Raw genomic sequence first — 21,545 nt, 5'->3', positions numbered from 1 at the left:
TTTATGCCCCTATACAATTTGTGACTTTAGTTTTAGAATACAGGTAATGGAAGATATAACCTCTTTCTTGTGACTTTTTAAGGGAGGACATAAGATTGAGTGGTACAGTAAGTAAAAATAAGGATACAGGTAAATGGGATTTTGTCTTCGCTATTAAAGATCCAATGACAGGCAAGCGTAAACAGATACGGCGTAGAGGTTTCGCTTCTAAAAGAGAAGCAAATGAAGAAATGACGCTCTTAAAGGCTGATTTTCTTAACGATGATTTTCTTAAGCTTTCCCATATGTCATACGAAGCATTTATGGAACAGTGGTTTAAAGAAAGGCAAAATCAGCTTCAAAAATGTACCTTTCGAGCAAATTACACGCATTACTTAAATATAATAAAACCTCGTCTCGGTCACTTGAGGATTCAAGACATTACAACAATGCATCTACAAAATTACATCAACACGTTAATAGAGGAAAATTATTACTCAAAAGGTACAATAAATTTAGCTTTCAGTTTTATAAGAACCTCTTTGAAAAGAGCGAAGGTACTTAAACTTATAAAGAATAACCCAGCAACCGATGTTGTTTTACCTAGAATAATTAAAACTGAAATGGAAGTATGGACGTTGGATCAGGTAAATTACTTTTTGAGTGGAAGTAAGACAATGGGGAACGCTACGAGATTTCGTATTAGCTTTTCAATAGCGATATTTACTGGAATGCGTCAAGGTGAGATTTTGGGGCTACGTTGGAAAGATATCGACTTTGAAAATAATAGAATTTTTGTCAGACAAACGTTGTCTGAACGTGGGGAATTAAAATATGGAGCAAAGAATAAAACTAGTATACGTACAATTCATATTCCGAATATTTTAGTAGAAGAGTTAAGAACTCACCGTAAGTTCGTCGAATATGAAAAAGAAAAAGCCGGTGATAAATACACCGACCTAGACTTAGTTCTCCCCTCGAAATATGGAAAACCTTTAGATTCTCGAAGCATACGTAGATCATTTTACAATGTAACCGAAAAACTCGGCTTACCTAGAATTAGGTTCCATGATTTACGACATACTCATGCTACGCTATTAATTCAACAAAACGTTAATGTAAAACTAATTTCAGAACGACTAGGTCACGCCGATATAGGTACGACATTAAATACGTACAGTCATGTGTTACCTGATATGCAACGTTCTGTAGCCGAGAAGCTCGATGAAGTATTCCAAAAGTGTGACCGCTAGTGTGACTCGACCTTCAAATTGCGAAAAAACGAGTGGAAAAATCGATGGTTAAAGGTATTACTTCACCACAAACCTTGTCTGACTACATCCATCCTTCTGCTTCGTTACTTCTAATACAGCTGGCATTGCGTTTTTCAGCTCTTGAACGTGTGAGATGACACCGATAAATCGGCCTGATTTTTGTAAGTCAATTAAGGCATCTACTGCTTTCGTTAATGATTCTTCATCTAATGAACCGAACCCTTCATCGATGAACATCGTTTCGATGGAAATACCGCCTTCATATGCTTGAATGACATCTGCCATTCCTAGCGCTAAGCAAAGTGATGCGTTAAATTTCTCTCCGCCGGATAATGTTTTTACATCGCGCGTTTGGCCAGTGTATGCATCGTACACATCTAAACCTAATCCACTTTGACGGTTTCTTTTTTCAACTCGCTCACTTCGTTTTAAATAAAATTGTCCATTTGATAATTTACGTAGTCGTTCGTTTGCGATTTGAACAATTTGTTCTAAATACTCAATTAAGATGTAACGTTCAAATGATATACGACTTTCGTTATCACCTTTCATTACTTCATATAAATCAACAAGTTCTTGGAAGGCTTTTTCTTCCTCGTGAATTTGTTCGTCAATACGTCTAATGTTTTGATGTAAATCAGAAATATATGTTACCGCATTTTGCGCACGTTGACGTTTTTCTTTAATGATATCGAGATTAATTTCTAGTTCTTTTATGTGTTCACCTAAAGATGTAATATCCATATACTCTTTATCTTTTAATTCTGAGTTTAACTCTTCAATTTGTTTTGCAAGCACTTCAAGCGATGAATAATAACCTTGAATTTCTTTTTGTAACATCTCCATCTCGGGATCGCTTAATTTGGCTTTTTTATACGTGAATTCATCTGTAAACCCGCTTTGTTCTAGCTCTTTCATAAAGCGTGCGAAAGTCTCTTCTTTCTTTAATTTTGCACTTTCAAATTGATTAGAAGCACCTTTTTGTTCTGCTTGAATACGTATATTTTCATTTTGCCAATGCTGATACGCTTCCTGCACTTTCTTCCATTCGTCCTCCATTAACCTAAGTTCCTGCATAGCTTGGTCAAACTGTGCTTTCCAAGCTTGTACTGTTTGTAAGTTTTCTGGAATATTTCGTTTATCATGTTCATATGACGTACGAAGTTGCATACACTCCATTTCTGTACGGTGCTGCATTGTTTCCAATTCTCGTTTTTGTTTCTGAAGTTCTTCTATTTTTTCTTCTACGCTTTTCATGTTCGCAGCAATCTGCTTACGTGTTTCTTCACTTGCTTTTAACGTATTAACATCTGCAGCTAATTGTTTTCCTTTTTGAACAAGTGCACTATATGTTTCAGCTAATTTTTCCGAATTGTAGCCGCGCTTCACAACTTCTTCTATCACTTGTTCATATTGTAGTCGATAGAAATTCCATTTCTCCTCTACTTGCACATGGAATTTTTCAGCAATGTTCTTCTTATCTCTTAAATCGTTTAACTCTTTTTCATCGATCGCATTACTTTGCTCTGTAGCTTTTTGTGGATGACTCGTACTACCACATACCGGACAAGATTCACCGTCATGTAAATGAAGAGCTAATATACCAGCTTGTTCACTTAACCAGCGGCGCTCCATGTTTTCATATGCACGAACTGCCACTTGCATTTTATTATTTGCCGCTTCTTTTTCTTGCTCGAATTTTTGTTTTTCTTGCCAAACATCATATGCTTGTTTTAAAACTTTTGCATCTTCTCGCATATTCGTTAGTTCTTCCACTTTAGCTACATATTGCTCAAGTGCTTGTTCTAATTGCTGCAATTCATCAGACATTCTCTGTTTTTGGTTTGTATGCTCTTCTAGTTGTTGATCTAACTTTTGCATACTTTCTTTTAATTTCCCTATTTGAATTTCGGCATTTTGTAAATTCAGCTTTCTCTCAGCTAATGATTCAATAATCGCTTGTAACTCTTCTAATCTTTGAACAAGTTTTTTAGCCTCTTCTCGTTCAGCTTCTTTATTCTTTACTACTTCATACTTCTCCTGAGCAAGTTCAAAGCTATTCATTATCTGTTCTTGTTTGACGATTATCTGTTTTAACAAACTTTCAGCTTTCTGCTCATTTTCCATCGCTTCTTCATACCATTGTTCAAATGGTAATAAGCGCTTTGCTTGTTCCGCACGTTTAAAGAATTTTTCTTTCCTTTCAATTGCTGCACGGTTCTCTTGTAAAGTGTTATATTTCTCATTCTTTTGTTGTAAATCTATAAATTTCTCATTTACAGATTTTGCTGCATGAAAACGTGTTTCTGCATCCTTTAATTGCTTCGTTTGAACATCTTGTTCTACTTGTAATTGCTCAACCTCTGCCTTATACACGGTTGTTTCTTGTTCTAACGCTTCTACTACTTGATGCGTATTTACATGTTCTTGTGCCACTAATGTCTCTAATAATGCTCCATCACGGATTGGTAATTTAAAAACATTACGGAAATAGAGCTCTCTCTCTTTTTGTTTTTCTTGTAAGACGTCTTTCCATTGTTTTCTCTTTTGATCAAGTAACTCACGCATTAATTTATAACGATCCGTTTTAAAAATACGACGTAAAATCTCTTCTTTGTTTTCCGTCTCAGATGTTAATAGTTTTCGGAATTCCCCTTGGGGTAACATAACAATTTGGCTAAATTGATGTTTACTTAACCCAATTAAATCTTCCACTTTTTTGTTTACGTCTGTTACATGAAAACGATCGACGGCTGGAACGTTTTCTCCATCAATAACTTCATATAATTCTACTGCATGTCCTGTAATAGTCTTATTCCCTTGTTTTTTATGTCCAAGTTGTCGTTTTATTTCATAGCGTTTCCCTTTTAACTGAAAGGTTAATTCAACACTTGTATAAACATTATCATCAGCAAATTGACTTCGAAGCATGCTCGTATCACTACGTTCTTCTCCACTAGCCTCACCATATAACACATAACAAATCGCATCAAAAATCGTTGTTTTTCCAGCTCCTGTATTCCCAGAAATAGCGAAAATACGATGTTCTCCAAGATCTTCAAAATCGATTATTTCTTTCTGTTTATATGGCCCGAATGCTGTCATAATAAGCTGAATCGGTCTCATCCTCGTTCACCTTCCCGTTCTTGCACTGTTTGTAATACATCTATAAATAGGCGTTCTTTCTCTTCTGATAAATCTAACCCCTTCATTTCTTTATAGAAAGCCTTTAAAAGAGATAAATCATCCGTTTTATGTCTTGAAACAGTTACTTCATTTGTATCTGTGAGTTCTCGCCTTTGCATCGCTCTTTCAACGTGCATTGCATTTGGATATACAGATCGTATTTTCTCCATCGGCTGTAAGACAGGGTTTTCGTCTAATAATTTTACAAATACGTAATCTTCACTTACTGGGTGCTGTAATAATTCATCTATTTTCGCTTCTACTGTTCGCATTTTACGACGTGGTGAAAGTAATCTTTTTTCAATTGCTACTTCACCAGTTTCATTCAGTTCTACAATGTAATAACCTTTTTTATGTTTCTCTTCAGAAATTGAATAGGCAAGTGGTGAACCTGAATATCGAATCGTCTCATTACGTACGAAATGCGCTTGATGTAAATGTCCAAGCGCTGTGTAATGAAACTTATCAAAATAATGACTATTTACATATTCAGCACCACCAATTGAAAGTGGTCGTTCTGCATCACTTGTATTCTCCTCCGCTTCTCCTGAAGAAGTTACAAATGCATGTCCAACAAATACATGTCTAGCTTCTTTATCCATCGTTTCAGAGAGCTCATTCATAAAAATGCGCATCGCATCATCATGAGAACGTACGTCTTCATTTTTCAACACGTGCCTCACTATGCTTGGGTCTGCATACGGTATTAGATGGAAGTGAACCTCTCCATATTCATCATTTAGTACAACAGGTTCATACGGGAATTGAAATTGACCTGCAATATGTAATCCTTGTTTTTTCATTAAACTACTTCCAAAATGGATACGATCCGGACTATCATGATTACCAGCTACCGCAATAACTGGTGTTTGCAAATCAATAACTATTTTTTGCAGCACATCATTTAATAAGTCTACTGCTTCTGTAGGTGGAATTGCTCGGTCATATAAATCCCCTGCAATAATTACAGCATCTGGTTTTTCTTCTTCAACAGCCTGTACAAACTGATCTAATACAATCTTTTGGTCTTCAGTCATATACACGCCATGAACAAGCTTACCTAAATGCCAATCCGCTGTATGAAATAACTTCATATTTTTCTACTCCTTTTAATTTACTGATTTTAGTGAAACGAGTTGATAGTTTATTGTAGTTTTTCCGTTCTCCCACTCTAGCTTCAATATCGTTGCACTTCCAATTCTTTCTTCATTTGATTTATATAAAGGCAATATTTCTTGAACTGTAAATAAGTGATAGCCATCCAATATTAATTGAAATATATTTTCTTCAATATGTAATCTTACTTCTTTTTCATTTGAAATAATTTTTGTGTGCATCTCAAATTTCATGATAGATACAACCCCTTTTTATAATCTCTACATTTTAATAGTATAGTGGCTATGCAAGATTGACAAGTACATACACAGCAAAGTACACACTTTTCTATTGTTATATGCTTTATGTATTTTATATAAAATACGGTATGTGAAATTTTATATTTTCCCCAAAATAAAAATGCCTATTATGACATCTTTATTTTTGTATAAAGTCTTTCATTACATAATATAAAACGGTAATTAAGACGATTGCGACGAAAAATGAGAACACTGCGACAATGTAGCCATCTTTATTTAATAAAATACAGAATGAAATAGATATTATAAAAATCGGAAATACGAGACGTACTTTATCCTTCACTTCTTCTGTCGTATCTGTATGATGAAAATACTGCGTTATTCCTATCATTAAAAAAGACAAAATAATAACCGACAATAGTAAAGGTCCTGGCATTCCGATTTCTCCTTTCTCTATTTCTAATTCAGTGTAAAATTTTTTATTACAATTGTACGATTTATTTTTTCTTCAAACACACTTTTAGAATTGATAATGAACATTTCACACCTATATAATAGCGCTTTTATCATTATAACTTCAAATAATTACACTTACAGTAATGTTGTAATATTCCCCCTCAGTCTCTGAAATCCTGCAAAGATAACTCGTCAAAATATGCAGTGACCAAATTAATATTTACCGTCAACTTTTGACAAAATTTATAAAGGACATTTCAGTACATATCAAGAATTAAGAATAAGAAGATATGTAAGGGAGGATGCATTATGACTGAACAAGTTTTATTTTCTGTTAGTGAAAACGGCGTTGCGACAATTACTTTAAACCGTCCAAAAGCACTTAATTCTTTATCTTATGACATGTTACAACCTATCGGACAAAAACTTAAAGAGTGGGAACACGATGAGCGTATTGCACTTATCGTGTTAAAAGGAGCTGGCACAAAAGGTTTTTGTGCAGGCGGCGACATTAAAACTCTTTATGAAGCGCGTTCCAATGAAGTGGCATTGCAACATGCAGAACGTTTTTTTGAAGAAGAGTATGAAATTGATACATATATTTATCAATATACAAAACCGATTATTGCTTGTTTAGATGGAATTGTAATGGGCGGTGGTGTCGGTCTTACAAATGGTGCGAAGTATCGCATTGTAACTGAGCGTACGAAATGGGCAATGCCAGAGATGAATATTGGCTTCTTCCCAGACGTCGGAGCTGCATATTTCTTAAATAAAGCGCCTGGATATACAGGACGATTCGTTGCTTTAACAGCATCTATTTTAAAAGCTTCTGACGTATTATTTATTAATGCTGCTGATTACTTTATGACATCTGATTCATTACCAGAGTTTCTTACTGAACTTGAAAGTGTAAATTGGCATAAAGAAGATGATGTACATACTAATTTAAAAGAAGTTATTCGTACATTTGCAACTGCTCCAAACTTAGAAAGCGAGCTTGCTCCTTCATTAGAAGTAATCAATTCACATTTTGCTTTCGATACAATTGAAGAAATCATCCATTCATTGGAGAAAGATGAAAGTTCCTTTGCTCTAAAAACGAAAGAAACACTGTTATCAAAATCCCCTATTTCACTAAAAGTAACATTAAAACAGTTTATTGATGGAAAAGATAAATCCGTTGAAGAATGTTTCGCTACGGACCTTATACTTGCTAAAAATTTCATGAGACATGAAGATTTCTTCGAGGGAGTACGCTCCGTTGTCGTTGATAAAGATCAAAATCCGAATTATAAATATAAACAGTTAAGTGACGTTTCAGAAGAAGATGTGAATCGTTTCTTTAACTTACTTAATGCATAAAATGAAATTGTCATGAGGGGATGTTTTGTTCATCCCCTACCTAACTTCTTTGCTTCAGCTAAATCTTGTGCGGTGAAAATCTTACTACCCGCAAATAGCGGGATAAAATCGAAGCTATATAGTAGTGTAATTACAGCTACTATATAGCCTTTTTTATTTAATTATTTTTAACAAAATTTAATTTTATTAAATCCATTTTTGTGCTACACTGATTTTAATCAAATATTCTAAAAATAAAAAGGAGGGGCGGCTATGATAGAAAATTATCTTCTTTTCATCATTATGTCTATTTGCCTTATCATTTTACCTGGTCCAGATACAGCAATGGCTACGAAAAATACATTGGTTGCTGGTAAAGTCGGTGGAGTGAAAACAGTGTTTGGTACATGTATTGCACTATTAATTCATACTTTAGCTGCTGTAATTGGTCTTTCTGCACTTATTGTAAAGTCAGCTCTTTTATTTTCTATTTTCAAGTACGTTGGGGCTCTATATTTAATTTATATTGGTATTAAAGCCCTTTTAGCAGTAAGAAATAAAGAAGGCATTGATACGAACGATATATCTTTAAATAATGAAGATGAACACACCTCTTGCTTTCGACAAGGGTTTCTTACGAATTTATTAAACCCTAAAGTTGCAGTATTCTTTTTAACGTTTTTACCGCAATTTTTAAATCCAAATCATAATACGTTTATCCAACTACTCGTAATGGGCCTTACTTACCTCGTTTTAACAGCCATTTGGTTCGCTTTTTATATATTTTTAATTGATAAAATTAGTGCTTTTATGAAAAAACCGAAGACGCAGCGTTATATTCAAGGGTTAACGGGAGTCGTCTTAATTGGTTTTGGTATTAAACTTGCTTTTGAAAAAAGTAATTAACAAGATGAAAACCACCACTATTAATAGTGGTGGTTTTCATTTAATAACTAATTTGGCTGTTTATTTTATATTAAAACCAGCGCTCAGTTACAACTTTTTTACGTGTATAGAATTGAACGCCATCTGTACCATTTGTACCTAAATCACCAAAGAATGACGCTTTATTTCCTGCAAATGCGAAGAATGCCATTGGTGCTGGAACATTTACGTTTACACCGATCATACCAGCATCGATATTATCACGGAACGTTTGTGCATGTTTACCGTTTGATGTATAAATAACTGCACCATTTGCAAATTTAGATTGATTTGTTAGTTTAATACCTTCTTCTAAATCTTTAACTCGTACAATGCTTAATACTGGAGCAAAAATCTCATCTTGCCAAATTTTCATTTCTTGATTCACGCCATCAAAGATTGTCGCACCTACAAAGTAACCTTCTCCAACTTCTTCATTAATTTTACGGCCATCTACTAATAAAGTTGCCCCATCTGCTACACCGCTATTAATGTAGCCTAAAACGCGCTCTTTATGAGATTCACGGATTAATGGTCCAACATAGTTCTCTTCGTTAAAGCCATCGCCTACTTTTAATTTTTTCGTTTCTGCTACTAATACATCAATGAATTCATCAGCAATTTCATCCACTACTGCTACTACTGAGCATGCCATGCAGCGCTCTCCACTACTTGCAAATGCAGATCCAATTACACCTTGTACTGTTTTCTCAAGATTGCAATCTGGCATTACAATCGCATGGTTTTTCGCACCTGCTAACGCTTGTACACGTTTTCCGTGTTTCGTACCTGTTTCATATACGTAACGAGCTACCGGCTCAGAGCCAACGAACGAAACAGCCTGAATATCTTTATTTTCTAAAATGCTATTTACAACATCTTTTCCGCCTTGTACTAAATTTAATACGCCTTTTGGGAAACCTGCTTCATAGAATAATTCTACAAGTCGCTCCGCTAAAAGTGGCGTTCTTTCAGATGTTTTTAATACGAATGTATTACCGCAAGCAATTGCAAGTGGGAACATCCATAACGGAATCATCATCGGGAAGTTAAATGGCGTAATACCAGCAACAACTCCGATTGGGTAGCGCCAAATCGATCCATCAATTCCGCTAGCGATATTCGGAAGTGCTTGACCCATCATTAAATTTGGCGTAGATGTTGCAAGTTCTACCGCTTCAATACCACGCTGTACTTCACCTGTTGCATCCGTTAGCGTCTTACCATTTTCTAGCGTAATGATTTTTGCAAGCTCATCTTTATTTTCTTGTAATAGCTGTAAATATTTATATAAATTTCTTGAACGATTTGGAACTGGTACTTTAGACCATGTTTCGAATGCTGCTTTTGCCGCTTCAACAGCTTTTTCAACATCTTCTTTTGGAGATAGTGGAACGTAAGCGATAATTTTTCCAGTCGCTGGATTTGGAACTGCTTCTACTTCCGTACCTGTCGATTCAACCCACTCACCGTTAATGTGATTTTTTACTCGTTTAATTTCAGTTGTAATCATTGTATTCTCTCCTTTGTATAATTTATTTTTGATTAGAAATTAATTGCTCGCTAACTTTCTTATATAAAGCAGCCATATCGTTTTCACCATATCCAGCTTGACTCGCTTCGTCATATACGTTTAGTAACATTTCGCTTACCGGTAAATGGAGTTCGCTTTCCTTAGCTAAGTCAACTGCAAATCCTAAATCTTTCTTCAATAAGTTCACAGTAAATCCTGGCTCGTAGTTTTCAGGTGCTATAAAACTTTTATAATTACGTTCATAAATTCTACTTTGACCGTAACTTACATTTAAAATATCAAACATTTTATCTAAATCCATATTGTTCTTTTTCGCTAATGTTAAAGCTTCACTCACACCAGCTGTATAAAAACCAATTAATAAGTTATTAATTAACTTAACAGTTGTACCACTATCAATCTGCTCACTAACGTGGAAAATGTTCGCGCCTAGTACGCCCATGATAGATTCCGTTTTCTCATATACCTCTTTTGATCCACCAACCATAAACGTTAATGTTCGGTTTTCGGCTCCGATTACACCACCGCTCACAGGTGCTGCTAAAAAGTCTACTTTCTTTTCCTTTGCAGCTTCCTCTAATTGTTTGTTTAACTGCGGCGATACCGTACTTGTATCAATGAAAACTACATTCGAGTGACCATTTTCAAATAATCCTTCTGCTCCAAAATATACCGCTTCAACAGCGCGAGGTGAAGGTAAACTTGTAAAAACTACATCACATGTTTCTGCTAGTTTTGAGATTGATAGACCGATAATTCCGCCTTCTTTTTCAAAGGACGCTTCCGCCTCTTTATTTAAGTCCACGCCATATACTGTGTAACCTGATTTAACTAGATTTTTTGACATTGGAAGACCCATGTTACCTAAACCGATAAAACCAATCTTTTTCATATCGCTTTCCCCCTATTTACACAATATATTTCCCGCGATTTATAATAGCTTTCGCAATTTCTCTCTTCTTCGTAAATACGTTCGTGTATAAAGGCACTAATAATTGACGGATTTCAGCTAAAATCACATTTCTATCTTGTTCTTTTGTGACAGCTGCTGAAAGTACAGAAATCGCCGCTTCTTCTACTTTACGGTATCCTTCTTCACAAATAACATCCGTTATGAGTTGCTTCGTACGTTCTTTTTCCTCTCCATTTTTACGTACCGCTTTTCTCGTACGTAAAAACGCTGATTCCATGATGTACACGTCCGTCAACATATTTGATATTACACGTGAATATTCTTGTTCTTGGTCAATTTTTAGACCTGGAGTTTTAGAGAGCGTTTTCAAAGATTGTTTCAACAATTTTTTCGCTAATAAAATGTAACGATGGTTTCTTTCTACATTTGCTACATTACTTTCTACTTCAGTATCTTCTAATTGTTCGATTTGTTTCATTAACATTTTAGCAACTGTTAATCTATTAATTTCGTTCGTTCCTTCAAAAATACGACTAATTCTTGCATCACGATATAATCGTTCTACCTCATACTCTTGCATATAACCGTAACCACCATGAATTTGTACAGCTTCATCTACGATATAAGCAAGTGTTTCAGAAGCATTTACTTTATTCAGTGCACATTCAATTGCAAATTGAGACATTTTCTTCATAAGATCTTCATCGCTCTCATGAATTGCTTCATCGATTACACCTGCTGTACGATAAGCTGCACTTTCGGCTCCATATGTAGCAATAATCATATTTGCAATTTTCTCTTGAATCATCGTAAAGTCTACTAATTCCGTTTGGAACTGTTTTCGCTCTTTTCCATATTGAACCGACAAACCAATTGCTTGTTTTGCTGTTCCAATATTCCCAAAAGCAAGTTTAAGTCTAGCAAAGTTAAGAATATTAAGGGCTACGTGATGCCCTTTCCCAACTTCCCCTAAAACATTTTCAGCAGGGATGACAACATCTTCTAAAATAAGAGTCGCTGTTGAAGAACCTTTAATCCCCATTTTCTTTTCTTCTAATCCAATAGATACACCTTCACATGTTCTTTCGACAATAAACGCTGTCATTCCTTTATTTGTCTTCGCAAAAACAACGTATACATCTGCCATATGAGCATTTGTAATCCATTGCTTCTCACCATTTAACTTCCAAGCTGTTCCCTCTTCATTCAATATGGCGCTTGTTTTTGCACTTAATGCATCCGAACCAGCATTTGGCTCAGTTAAAGCATAAGCCCCAATCCATTCTCCCGATGCGATTTTCGGTAAATATTTTTCTTTTTGCTCTTTCGTTCCATAATATATGTAAGGCAATGTACCTACACCAGCGTGTATATTAAAAGAAACGCTAAACGCACCAGCGTAACCCATTTTCTCTGCTACAAGACCTGAGACAGCCTTTCCTAACTCGAACCCGCCATAATCTTCTGGTACCTCAATGCCTAATAATCCAAGTTCCCCAGCTTTCTCAAATAATTGACGAGAAACTTTATAGTTATGTTGTTCAATATTCTCCATTTGTGGAACAATTTCTTGTTTAACGAATTGTTCTGTCGTTTTTGCGATTAAATCTTCATCACCTGAAAAATCTTCTGGTGTAAAGTAAGTATGATTTATATCTTTATTAAGTGAAAAAAATTCATCCCATGGTAACTTCGTTTTCTCCATATGTATCCCCCTATCATTCGGCTTTCATAGCTTTTTGCTTATGCTCGTCTACGATGAGTGGAATATCTTTTTTGAAAATAGAAGGCGATGATTTTTCACATCAAGCATTTTATTTTGCCAAAGATGTATTTTCATCGCCTTCGCTGCTTTATCTATTGATCTTCTGATAATACTGTTTTTGCAATACCAGTATCTAACTCTTCAAAGTCATGATATGAAATTGTTTCGTATAATTCACTTCTCGTTTGCATATTAGAAAGTGCATCTTTTTGAGAACCTGTTTCTTTAATTAAAGCAAACACATTTTCATATGCTTTCGCTGCAACGCGAAGTGAAGTTACAGGATAAATAACCATTTGGAAGCCCATATTCGCAAATTCCTCTGCACTATAATATGGAGTTTTTCCGAATTCAGTCATATTCGCAAGCAAAGGTGCATTTACCTTACTATTAAATAGACGGAATTCTTCCTCTGATTGAAGCGCTTCGGGGAAAATTGCGTCTGCACCTGCTTTTACATATGCATTTGCTCTTTCAATTGCTTCATCTAATCCTTCAACGCCGCGAGCATCAGTACGTGCTACAATGTATAAGCTCGGTGCAACTTCTTTAATCGCTTTAATTTTTTGAACCAATTCTTCTGTAGTAACAAGTTTCTTACCATTTAAATGTCCACATTTTTTTGGTAATTGCTGATCTTCAATTTGGACAGCTGCTACTTTCGCTTCCACCATTTCTACAGCTGTTCTCGCCACATTTAGTACACCACCAAATCCTGTATCAATGTCAACAAGAACAGGTAAGTCTGTAGCTCTTACTAAATCTCTTGCTCTCTCAGCCACTTCAGTAGACGTCACGATACCTAAATCTGGTAAGCCTTTACTTGCAGTATAAGCAGCTCCTGATAAATAAAGAGCTGAAAAACCTGTATTTTTTGCAACAAGAGCTGCCATTGCATCATGAGCACCTGGAATTTGCAAAATTTCATTTGCTTCTACTAAAGCTCGGAATCGATTCGCAAGCTCCTCTTGTGTTGACTGCTTTTTCACAACCCAAGCCATTCTAAATTCCCCCTATTATTAAATTAAGAATAGATCTACAAATTCGTTTACATTCATATTTTCTAGTTTTTCTTCATTTAAACAAACTTCATGAATTTGTTCTTGTTGCTTACTAGAATAATGACCTGCCATATTTGCAGTGAATTTTTGAACAACTTTTGGAATTGCTTCGTCTCTACGGAAGCGGTGACCAAGTGGATATTCACATTCCACATTTTCTGTTACTGTGCCATCTTTAAAGTGAACTTGAACAGCGTTGGCGATTGAGCGCTTGTTCGGATCAAGGTAATCTAAACTGTACTGTTTGTTTTCAACAACAACCATCTTATTACGTAATTCATCTACACGTGGATCGTTTGCTACTGCATCTTCATAATCGTCTGCAACGATATCTCCTTTTAATAAACCAATTGCCGTAATGTATTGTAAACAATGATCACGATCAGCTGGGTTATTTAATGGACCTTCTTTATCAATAATACGAATTGCTGATTCATGAGTTGTAATTGTAATACGGTCAATTCCATCTAATCTCTCTTTAATTTCCGGATGCAACTTCACTGCACATTCTGCAGCCGTTTGTGCATGGAATTCTGCTGGATATGACACTTTAAATAATACATTTTCCATTACATATGACTCTAGTGGTCTTGCTAATTTTAATTCTTGTTTATTGAATAATACATCTTGGAATCCCCATCCTGGCGCAGATAATGCTGTTGGATAACCCATTTCACCTTTTAGAGCAGTCATTGCAAGATGAACACCGCGGCTCGTTGCGTCACCTGCAGCCCATGATTTACGTGAGCCCGTATTTGGAGCATGACGATATGTACGAAGACTAGAATTATCAATCCACGCATGTGATAATGCATTAAAGATTTCTTCACGTGTTCCGCCAAGCATTTTCGCAACTACTGCAGTTGTTGCTACTTTTACATATAATACATGGTCAAGACCAACTCTGTTTAAGCTGTTTTCTAAAGCAAGCACGCCTTGAATTTCATGTGCTTTAATCATCATTTCTAATACTTCACGTACTTTTAAAGCTTCTTTTCCTTCTGAAATACGAACACGGCTAATATAATCTGCAACTGCTAAAATTCCGCCTAGGTTATCAGATGGATGTCCCCACTCTGCTGCAAGCCAAGTATCGTTATAGTCTAACCAACGGATCATACATCCGATATTAAATGCACCTTTTACTGGATCTAGTACATAAGACGTACCTGGTACACGTGTACCATTTGGCACGATTGTTCCTGGCACAACTGGTCCTAGTAATTTCGTACATTCTGGATATTGCAGTGCTAAAATTCCACATCCAAGTGTATCAAGTAATACGTAACGAGCTGTACTGAATGCTTCTGCACTAGTAACCTCTTTATTTAATACATAATCGGTAATCTCTTCTAATAATGCATCTTTTTGCTTAATTTCATTTGTTTTAATCATGCTATTCTTCCCTTTCTGTCGAAAATTCGTTATTATTAATGATGGGTGTCGGTCAAACACCCATCTGGCGGGCGGCGCTAACAACTCCCCAGTTGTTCTTATTTACTAAGTACATGTCGCTCGCCAATATAATTTACACGAGGACGGAACAAACGATTATTTGCATGTTGCTCAATAACGTGCGCACATAACCCCACTGTTCTAGAGCTAAAGAAGATTGGTGTGTAAAGTTGAATTGGAATACCTAGCATCCAATATACTGGAGCTGCATAATAATCAAGATTTGGATAAATTCCTTTTTCTTTTTCCATAATCTTTTCTCCAGCTTCACACATTTCATATAGTGTATAATCACCTTTTACATCACATAACTGTTTTAAAGCTTCCTTCATCATAAGTGCTCTTGGATCCATCTTCTTCATATAAACACGGTGTCCAAAGCCCATAATTTTTTCTTTGTTATATAGTTTCTTCTGTAATAACTCTTCAAATTTCTCAACATTACCAGCTTCTAAAAGCATGTACATAACCGCTTCATTTGCACCGCCATGTAAACTTCCTTTTAAAGATGCAACTGCACCTGTTAGAGCACCGTATAAATCTGATTGTGTTGATGCAATAACGCGAGCTGTAAATGTAGAGTTTGGCATTTCATGCTCACTATATAAAACAAGGGAACGATCAAAGATCTTTTCCTCAAGTTCAGTTGGTTTTTTACCAGTTAACATATAGAAGAAATTCGCACTATAAGATAATTCTTTAAGAGGTTCAATTGGCTCCTCATTATTTAAAATATGATAGCTATTTGCTACAATGTTTGGCACTTTACTTAACAGCTTGTACCCTCGGCTTTTATTCACTTCTAACGAGCGGTTTTCGATATCATTATCGTAACCAGCTAACGCTGACACACCTGTACGTAATCCATCCATGGGATGCGTCTCTTTAGGCAATGCCTTTAGTACGTTGAATACACCTTCTGGTACTGCATATTCTTCTTTTAATTTCTTTTCAAGTGTTACTTTTTCATCTTCATTCGGTAGATGTTCCTCCAATAAAAGGTGCACAATGTCTAAATACTCTTTTGTTTTTGAGAGTTCGATTAAGTCATACCCTTGAATTACAATTTCACCTTTTACTGTGTCAAGAAACGAGATTTTCGTCTCCGCTGCCACTATACCATCTAATCCCGGGGAAAATTTTTCTTCAGCTTTCATCATTATTTCCTCCAATCCTAATAGATCTTCGTGCACATAACTGTAAGCCTTTACAATATTGTGAAACTACATTTCTATTTCAATGTATCAGAGTTTTTAGAAGATTTCAATTTATTTTATAATGATAAGTTTCCTACACTTTTCTTACTGTAACAATACAATTTTTTGAAAATAATTCTTATATTTTATAAAGAAAGGATAGACTTCTTTGCGTATTTTCAAAAACAAAATATAAAGATTTTTCATATAACACCGCCAAATATACAATTATTCTAATTTTATTTGAGAAATAGAAAAAACGAGCTGTACATAAATACAGCTCGTTACTATATGATATTTATTTCACTATCTCTTAAATATAATTTTTATATAAAACTTATTCATTTTTAATAAAGTTATTATTTTACATAATTAAATTGAATTTCTTCCATTTCCTCATGATAACTTACAAATAAATCATAGTTTTGAAAATACCAAAGATCATCAGAATCTACAAAAAATATAATACCTTCCTTCTCAACTGACACTATTTCGCCATCGGGTTTCTCAGCAACAACCCCTAAAGAATATCCGGGCTGAATTGAACTATCCCCTCCGTACCTTACAGTAAAACGTACAGATTCACCGTGCTTTATACGTAATTCTTCCTGGAACCATTGCAGAGCTTTACGATCAATTGAAATTCTCATCTTTATTCCTCCAGTTTACGCAAACTCTTTTTTTCCTAATCGTTGTTTTACAAAGAAGACGAAAATAATTAAGGCTATCAATGCTGAAATTGCACTCCCTGAAAATAAAATACGATAACCAAACATTTGTGAAACAACTCCAAGTAAAATAGCACCTAACCCGATTCCTAAATCAAACGCTGTAAAAAATGAAGCATTTGCAACTCCTCTTTTACTCGGATCGACAATTGTAAGCATTGCCGCTTGCAAAGCTGGCTGCGCTGAACCAAATCCAATACCGTATAATGTTGCTGCGATAATTACACCTATCAAACCATTTGAGATAGTTAAAACAACTATAGCTAAAATAGTAATACATAATGCTGGAAGTAGGATGAATACTTCTCCATACTTATCTAATAGTTTCCCTGAAATTGGTCTTACAATTGTTAATGCAATTGCATATACAAGAAAGAAAGTTCCCGGGTTTACATGAATTGATGATGCAAATAACGGTAAAAAGGTTGTTATTCCTCCATATGCAAACGATAAAAAGAATACTACAATCGTGATTGTTAATACGGATTTCTCAAATAGCTGAATTTTCCCTTTTTCTTTTTGTGGCGTAAATGGGATCTTCGTTATTAATGATAATACAACTGCCATAAAAGATAACAACGTCGCTAATAAAAATAGACCATCAAATGAATAATTTTGCACAACCCATAATCCAATCATAGGTCCAATCGCCATTGCAATTGTCATCGCCATCCCATACCACCCCATACCTTCACCGCGGCGTGAATCTGGAATAATATCCGTTATTGCTGTTCCAACAGCTGTTGTAGAAACAGCCCATGTTACTCCGTGAATAACACGTAAAACAGCTAAAAGGACAATAGTCGATGCTATATTATAGGAGTACATCGTTAAGCCAAAAAAGATGAGTCCGAAAATAATAAAGGATCTTCTACCATATTGATCTAACATTCCTCCAATAATCGGTCGTATTACAACAGCAGCTATTGTAAACATCCCCATCATAAGTCCAACTTGCGATTCATTGCCACCTATCTCTTTAATAAAGAGCGGGAGCGTTGGAACAAGTAAATAAAATCCTGTAAATAAAAATAACATTGCGAAAGTCATTTGAATAAATGATTTCGTCCATAATCGTTCCATAAAAATACCTCCATACACTCGTAAAATATTACGATTAACACCCTCATTGTATATTTTTTTTATCTCTTTTCCCTCCGCAAATAGACGTATCTTTTCATATTAAATAGTCCACCATCAGCTTACATTAGTCTTAAGACTTTGTACGCATGTTTTAAACGAAAGTCCTATATATGTACCTTTATACGTGTGAAAAGAATATACTAATTTATTAACTCAACTTAGGAGTGAATATTTCATGTGGGTATTATTAAGAGTAACTGCCGTAGTTCCTTCGACTCCTGGGATACATGTTCCTGCAGTTCATACAGCTAGCTCCGATGTAGGAATTGAACTTCCCGCAACTTGGCAGCAATATCAAATTCCCGGTCAAGTTACCCCATCATTTTGGCATCATGGTACACACCCCAGTAGTACTCCCATTCATAGCCATAGTTATCCTCCACTACCTCAGGCTCAAGTCTTTTATCATTTCCCATCAATTTATTTTCAAAATTTTCATGGTACGTTTAACATTTAAAACACATCATTTCATAGCTACTACATTTAAACGAAAAAAGCACTTAAGATTGTAATTTCCACAAATCTTAAGTGCTTTTTAATATTTTTTATAAATTTTTCTTATTGCCCATTATTAGCAGGGGTCTCTCCTGCATTACCGCCAGTCTCTGGTGGTGTGGTCGCTGGTGGAGTTGTATTTCCTTGACCTCCTCCATTATTTGCCGGAGGTGTCGTATTTCCTTGACCTCCTCCGTTATTTGCTGGAGGTGTCGTATTTCCTTGACCTCCTCCATTATTTGCTGGAGGTGTCGTATTTCCTTGACCTCCTCCATTATTTGCTGGAGGTGTCGTATTTCCTTGACCTCCTCCGTTATTTGCTGGAGGTGTCGTTCCTTGGCCATTTCCATTATTTTGTTCTTCTTGTTTCTTTTGCTCTTCTAGTTTCTTTTGTTCTTCTTGCTTCTTAAGTTCCTCTTGTTTCTTTTGTTCTTCTTGTTTTTTCAGTTCTTCTTGTTTCTTTAATTCTTCTTGCTTTTTCTCTTCTTCAGTTTTTTGCTGTTGATCTTGTTTTGGTTGCTCCGTTGTATCCGGTACGCTAGTATTTGGCGATGAATCACGTTTTTCACCTTTTATACGTAGCTCACTACCTTCTTGAATAACACTACTTGGCATTTTAAAGCGTGATTTATCTGTAGCCATTTCGCTCATCATTTCTTTAAAGATCAACTGTGCAATTTTCGTATTTTTACTACTAATATACTCGTCTTTACCATCTTTCATATACCCAGTCCATACTGCCATCGTATATTGCGGTGTATATCCAGCGAACCAACTATCACGAGTTGCACTTTCTGGAATTTTATATTGAGCTAATTGCTTTGATGAATAGTTTGTCGTACCCGTTTTACCAGCTACATCTAAAGAGCCTACATTTGCCGATGTACCAGTACCTGATGTAACTACAGAACGAAGCATATCAGTAATCATGTATGCGGTAGAATCTGTCATAACTTGTTTTGGTTTTTGTCCAAAACTTTGTGACTTACCGTCTGGATAAACGACTTTCTTAACAAAATGCGGTTTCGTATATTTACCTTCATTACCAAATGCCGCATAAGCACCCGCTATTTCAGTTGGCGATACTTCATTTGTACCAATCGCTGTCGATTCTGTCGGTGCTGTATTAAATGTAATACCTAGTTTCTCAGAGAATTCTTTCGATTTACTAATCCCTACTTCTTTTGCAGTTTTAATTGCAGGAATATTACGCGACATTTTTAATGCTTCACGCATTGTAATTGGACCCATATGACTTCTATCTGCATTTCGAACTTCTTGACCCGTTGAATACTTAAATGGAGAGTCATCGATTTGATGATACGTAGCCCATTTTAAATATTCAATTGCAGGAGCATAGTCGAAAATTGGCTTCATCGTTGAACCAGCTGCACGATCTAATTCAATTGCCATATTATGCCCTTTAAATACAGCTTTATTTTCTCCACGGCCACTACCTATAGCACGAACTTCTCCTGTTTTCGTATCCATAAATGTGAATGCACCTTGGAATTTATCGTTTGGATAATCAATGATATTATTATTTAAAATATTATCAGCAAGTTTCTGTGCTTTCGGATCTAACGTTGTATAAATTTCTAAACCGTCAGAACCAATATTAGCATCTGGCAATTCTTTTTCTACTTCTTTCACAACTGCATCCATAAATGCAGGGTATGGCATTGTTTGTAGTTGAGCTGCAGGCTTGAGTCCCTTTTCTACGTCAACTTTTATTGCTTCTTCCATTTCCTGTTTTGTTATATATCCATGTCGATTCATTAAGTTTAGAACAACATTTCTTCTTTCTGTTGCTTTTTGAACATTTTCTTTTTTCGTTGGATCATAGTTATTCGGTGCTTTCGGTAAACCTGCAAGCATCGCAACTTCTGGTAATGTTAAGTCCTTCAATTCTTTACCATAGTAGTTTTGTGCTGCTGTTGCGATACCATATGAACGATTACCTAAGTTAATTTTATTTAAGTACATCTCTAATATTTCATGTTTTGAATACTGTTGTTCTAGCTTATAAGCTAAATATATTTCTTGCGCCTTACGCTTTGGTGTTTTGTCCATTGATAAGAAGTAGTTTTTAATAACTTGCTGTGTTATCGTACTTCCACCTTGAGAGCCATAATCTCCTTTAAGACTCACTAAAACAGCACGGGCAGTACCTTTAAAGTCTACTCCGCTATGCTCATAAAAACGTGAATCTTCTGTCGCTAAAAATGCATTTTCTACTAATTTAGGTATTTGATCATACGTAACATTCGTCCTTTTTTCTTTTCCATATTCATATACCAAATCCCCGTTTTTATCATAAATTTTTGAGGATAACGGATTAACAAGTTTTGCTTTTTCCAGTTTTGGTGCGTCCTTAATCATTACGAAAAAGGTAGCAACCCCCGCCACTAAACCTACAATACCAAGTAATAAACAAGTAATTAAAAACTTGCGGAAAAATGATGTTTTACCTTTTGGTTTTTGTGTTTTAGAAGCTGGTTGTTTTTTCTTTTTAACTTGTCGTCGCTCCTCGCGAGAACGATAATTTTCTGACATGTTACTTTCTCCTGCCTTTCAATTCTCCCGTTGATTTAATTTAAAATATTGAGGTCACTTTCGTAAATACGTTTAGGCAAGAAAGTGTACTGACCTGGAGCATTCAATATTTTCCCAATTCACAGATTACAAATTTTAGAATGGCTCTTATACATACTATTTTCACTTCTAATTTTCTAAT

The 21,545-nt window shown here is 35.4% G+C and carries 17 protein-coding genes; 4 read left to right on the top strand and 13 right to left on the bottom strand.

From position 1 onward, the window contains the following. The first annotated feature begins 95 nt into the window (after window positions 1-95). On the top strand, window positions 96-1,232 hold the full coding sequence (locus GBN78_RS08235) for a site-specific integrase (protein WP_086389050.1): 1,137 nt from the start codon (window positions 96-98) through the stop codon (window positions 1,230-1,232). A gap of 57 nt (window positions 1,233-1,289) precedes the next feature. On the opposite strand, the gene GBN78_RS08230 is transcribed toward GBN78_RS08235, so the two are convergent. The 4 genes from GBN78_RS08230 to GBN78_RS08215 form a co-directional block, all read right to left on the bottom strand. Then, the gene (locus tag GBN78_RS08230; RefSeq protein WP_152127172.1) at window positions 1,290-4,379 is read right to left on the bottom strand and encodes an AAA family ATPase; all 3,090 of its coding nucleotides are present in this window, start codon (window positions 4,377-4,379) and stop codon (window positions 1,290-1,292) included. Next, on the bottom strand, window positions 4,376-5,533 hold the full coding sequence (locus GBN78_RS08225; RefSeq protein WP_000765150.1) for an exonuclease SbcCD subunit D: 1,158 nt from the start codon (window positions 5,531-5,533) through the stop codon (window positions 4,376-4,378). Before GBN78_RS08225 ends, GBN78_RS08230 begins: the two co-directional genes overlap by 4 nt. A gap of 15 nt (window positions 5,534-5,548) precedes the next feature. Continuing rightward, entirely contained in the window at window positions 5,549-5,788 is a 240-nt protein-coding gene (locus GBN78_RS08220; protein WP_000667346.1) for a DUF2584 family protein, read from the bottom strand. 184 nt (window positions 5,789-5,972) lie between these two features. Then, window positions 5,973-6,230: a hypothetical protein gene (locus GBN78_RS08215; protein ID WP_001119404.1), complete on the bottom strand. Its 258-nt coding sequence runs from the start codon at window positions 6,228-6,230 to the stop codon at window positions 5,973-5,975. A 329-nt stretch (window positions 6,231-6,559) separates the two neighbouring features. On the opposite strand from GBN78_RS08215, the gene GBN78_RS08210 reads away from it, so the two are divergent. After that, complete coding sequence (locus tag GBN78_RS08210; RefSeq protein ID WP_000139776.1) at window positions 6,560-7,615, top strand: enoyl-CoA hydratase/isomerase family protein; 1,056 nt, start codon at window positions 6,560-6,562, stop codon at window positions 7,613-7,615. Between the two features lie 252 nt (window positions 7,616-7,867). Then, complete coding sequence (locus GBN78_RS08205; RefSeq protein WP_000572358.1) at window positions 7,868-8,500, top strand: LysE family translocator; 633 nt, start codon at window positions 7,868-7,870, stop codon at window positions 8,498-8,500. A gap of 70 nt (window positions 8,501-8,570) precedes the next feature. Here the strand turns inward: GBN78_RS08205 and GBN78_RS08200 are convergent, their stop codons facing one another. The 8 genes from GBN78_RS08200 to GBN78_RS08165 form a co-directional block, all read right to left on the bottom strand. Continuing rightward, window positions 8,571-10,031 (bottom strand): CoA-acylating methylmalonate-semialdehyde dehydrogenase, encoded by a 1,461-nt coding sequence (locus tag GBN78_RS08200; protein ID WP_000633347.1) that lies wholly within the window; start codon window positions 10,029-10,031, stop codon window positions 8,571-8,573. A gap of 22 nt (window positions 10,032-10,053) precedes the next feature. After that, on the bottom strand, window positions 10,054-10,944 hold the full coding sequence (locus GBN78_RS08195) for an NAD(P)-dependent oxidoreductase (protein ID WP_000719411.1): 891 nt from the start codon (window positions 10,942-10,944) through the stop codon (window positions 10,054-10,056). 16 nt (window positions 10,945-10,960) lie between these two features. Continuing rightward, entirely contained in the window at window positions 10,961-12,670 is a 1,710-nt protein-coding gene (locus tag GBN78_RS08190) for an acyl-CoA dehydrogenase family protein (RefSeq protein ID WP_000415985.1), read from the bottom strand. A 152-nt stretch (window positions 12,671-12,822) separates the two neighbouring features. After that, entirely contained in the window at window positions 12,823-13,731 is a 909-nt protein-coding gene (gene prpB / locus GBN78_RS08185; RefSeq protein WP_000312639.1) for a methylisocitrate lyase, read from the bottom strand. Window positions 13,732-13,749: 18 nt separating this feature from the next. Continuing rightward, window positions 13,750-15,186: a 2-methylcitrate dehydratase gene (prpD, locus tag GBN78_RS08180; protein WP_030025555.1), complete on the bottom strand. Its 1,437-nt coding sequence runs from the start codon at window positions 15,184-15,186 to the stop codon at window positions 13,750-13,752. A gap of 98 nt (window positions 15,187-15,284) precedes the next feature. Then, window positions 15,285-16,406 carry a citrate synthase gene (mmgD, locus tag GBN78_RS08175; RefSeq protein ID WP_002041090.1) on the bottom strand — a complete coding sequence of 374 codons (1,122 nt, stop codon included), beginning with the start codon at window positions 16,404-16,406 and terminating at the stop codon, window positions 15,285-15,287. A gap of 395 nt (window positions 16,407-16,801) precedes the next feature. Then, window positions 16,802-17,092, bottom strand: coding sequence for a HesB/YadR/YfhF family protein (locus GBN78_RS08170; protein ID WP_001222842.1), 291 nt, complete (start codon window positions 17,090-17,092; stop codon window positions 16,802-16,804). A gap of 15 nt (window positions 17,093-17,107) precedes the next feature. Next, entirely contained in the window at window positions 17,108-18,253 is a 1,146-nt protein-coding gene (locus tag GBN78_RS08165; RefSeq protein WP_152127170.1) for an MFS transporter, read from the bottom strand. 235 nt (window positions 18,254-18,488) lie between these two features. On the opposite strand from GBN78_RS08165, the gene GBN78_RS08160 reads away from it, so the two are divergent. Beyond that, window positions 18,489-18,770 carry a hypothetical protein gene (locus GBN78_RS08160; RefSeq protein WP_000270092.1) on the top strand — a complete coding sequence of 94 codons (282 nt, stop codon included), beginning with the start codon at window positions 18,489-18,491 and terminating at the stop codon, window positions 18,768-18,770. Window positions 18,771-18,871: 101 nt separating this feature from the next. Here GBN78_RS08160 and GBN78_RS08155 read toward each other — a convergent pair whose 3' ends face one another. Further along, window positions 18,872-21,364, bottom strand: coding sequence for a PBP1A family penicillin-binding protein (locus GBN78_RS08155; RefSeq protein WP_001293943.1), 2,493 nt, complete (start codon window positions 21,362-21,364; stop codon window positions 18,872-18,874). Between the last annotated feature and the right edge of the window lie 181 nt (window positions 21,365-21,545).

The sequence above is a fragment of the Bacillus sp. B2-WWTP-C-10-Post-4 genome (assembly GCF_009183805.1).
GTDB lineage: Bacteria > Bacillota > Bacilli > Bacillales > Bacillaceae_G > Bacillus_A > Bacillus_A cereus.
This window is presented reverse-complemented; position numbering and strand designations above follow the sequence as displayed.